Here is a 2,161-nt window from a genome sequence, read left to right as displayed (position 1 = left end):
TTGAAAAAGGACGGTTTAATATCCGCCTCGATGAAGCAACTACATTGTTTCTAAACGGTGAAACAGAGACAGCGAAGCTTATGCTACGTGATTTGATTAATGCCACCCTTGGTTTTGAGCAGCTTGCGCAGACTGTTGAATAATGAATTTTGCAGCGATTCTTAGCGTACTAAAGGACATTCTTAAAATTGAAATTGAAGCACGTACTTTTAAGTTGCTTGACATTTAAATAAGCTTCTTTTGACCGTGTGCTTCGAGTGTTGGAGAGCATAAGGATAGTAATGTCGATTTCACACCAGCCGCACGATAAATACTTCAAGGCGTCTTTGAAAGAGCGGCAGATTGCTGTCGATTTCCTTAAATCTCATCTTCAGCCCGACCTCTACCAGCGCCTAGACCTCAGCACTTTGCATCTCACGGACAAAAGCCTGCTCACTCCAGATTTCGTCGAAATTCACAGCGATATCGTTTACCGCTGCCAGTTTGACGGCAAAGACGGCTATATCCCGATTCTCTTCCTGCTTGAAGCTTTTTCAACAGCCCCGACGCATATTGCCTTCCGTCTCCTACAGTACGTCGTTAACCTCATGAACGATGCACTGAAGGCGGGCAGCAAGAAACTTCCACTGGTGCTGCCACTTTGCGTCTACCACGGTGAAACCTCGCCGTTCCCGCAGTCCACGGACATCTACGACGACTTTGACGACCCAGACTTGGCGCGGGCGATGATGTTTAAGCCGTTCAGCCTTATCGATTTAACCACGCTGCCAGAAGAGATGATCAGGCAGCATGGGACAGCAGCGCTGATGGAGATGCTGCTCAAGTACGCGCGGGAGCGAGATTTTGTCCGTGCAGTTTCTCAGCTCAAGGAATGTGAGACGTTGACCATTAGCTTGACCCGAACTACAGAGTCTTACTTGCGGACTGTGGTAAGATACGCGCTGTCTAGCGCTTGGAGCGAAAATCAGGCGGAGAAGGTCTTAAAGGTGTTTTTGGAAGCATTACCTGAGAAACGAGAGGTCATTATGAGTGCAGCACAACAATTGGAGCAAAGGGGCGAGCAAAGGGGCTACCAGAAAGCCTTGCAAGCTACTTATGCGGATGCTTGGAAAGCTAGCAAAATTGAAGATGCAAGAAAAATGGTGGATGAAAATCTAGATATTGAGCTTATTAAACGTATAACCGAACTTACTGACGACGACCTAAGAAATTTGTAAGAAGTGGCTTAGGTTTCTACATTCAAATCTTGCGCTTTTTAGTAGAATACTTTAAAAACAGTATATACTGTATTAAAAATATTAACTAGTCTTTGGTCTCCCCATTTTTATTTTTTTGACAAGTTTAAGTGCTTTAACAAATTCTTCGTCGGGTAATTTATTTAATAAAATGAGGCCCGCTCTTACAATTTCAGATTTATTCACTACACATTTAAATTCAATTCCACGATTCTTACACTTATTTAATAACAAATAATCTGATTCCGGTATTGAGAATGTGTCTCTTACCACTTTCAATGGCCTCTTCTTTACTGAACATAAGCTCTTTTCATCTATATCATCATCTTTCTCCTGAAAAATCTCCTCTGCTGTAGCAAGTCTGCTCTCTATACTAGAATTCCTAGCCTTAACCGACTCTCTTTCCTCGTTTAAACTGATTCTCAGGGAGTCCGACAACTTTTTTTTCATTGGTACAGTAGTTGTAAACTATAATAATAGTATTAACTATATTAATTTTCAATACTAATTAAACTTTTAATATTGATAATATTTCTTTCTTCATGGCCACAATTTCATTGACCGCCTTACCAGCAGCTTTAATATTAAATACAGTTCCTCCAAATACCGCAGACTGCCTATAAGCAGTCCTCAAACAGAGACTGCTTTCCAATTTAGGAACACCGAAGTCCTTCAGTACGCTCAAAACTTCTTCATTAAGACTGACATTGGATTGACACATATTAGCGACTAGCCTTGCCTTAAGAGATTCATTGATACTTTGCATTCTCTCTATCAGCTCTTGGATTCCGACAGCCGCCCACAAATCAGAGGGACTAGGAATTACAGGCACCAGCGCTAATTCAGAAATTATTAAAGCTGACTGAGGCGCAAGACTATCTACAGCAGGAGGGCAATCAATCAAAATATAATCGTACTCACCCACA

The 2,161-nt window shown here is 41.8% G+C and carries 3 protein-coding genes; 1 reads left to right on the top strand and 2 read right to left on the bottom strand.

From position 1 onward, the window contains the following. Window positions 1-281: 281 nt before the first annotated feature. Entirely contained in the window at window positions 282-1,217 is a 936-nt protein-coding gene (locus CAGGBEG34_RS09160; protein ID WP_006683348.1) for an Rpn family recombination-promoting nuclease/putative transposase, read from the top strand. Between the two features lie 81 nt (window positions 1,218-1,298). Here CAGGBEG34_RS09160 and CAGGBEG34_RS09860 read toward each other — a convergent pair whose 3' ends face one another. Beyond that, window positions 1,299-1,673 carry a hypothetical protein gene (locus CAGGBEG34_RS09860; RefSeq protein WP_158641870.1) on the bottom strand — a complete coding sequence of 125 codons (375 nt, stop codon included), beginning with the start codon at window positions 1,671-1,673 and terminating at the stop codon, window positions 1,299-1,301. Between the two features lie 70 nt (window positions 1,674-1,743). Next, on the bottom strand, window positions 1,744-2,161 hold a 418-nt coding region (locus CAGGBEG34_RS09150), incomplete at its 5' end, for a ParA family protein (RefSeq protein WP_042688508.1).

This window comes from Candidatus Glomeribacter gigasporarum BEG34, assembly GCF_000227585.1.
Lineage (GTDB): Bacteria > Pseudomonadota > Gammaproteobacteria > Burkholderiales > Burkholderiaceae > Glomeribacter > Glomeribacter gigasporarum_B.
Note: the sequence above shows the minus strand (reverse complement) of the source record. Positions and strands in the feature narration are given on the sequence as shown.

Coding starts and splice junctions, on each gene's coding strand:
- CAGGBEG34_RS09160 (WP_006683348.1), top strand. CDS start 282: ATGTCGATTTCACACCAGCCGCACGATAAATACTTCAAGGCGTCTTTG.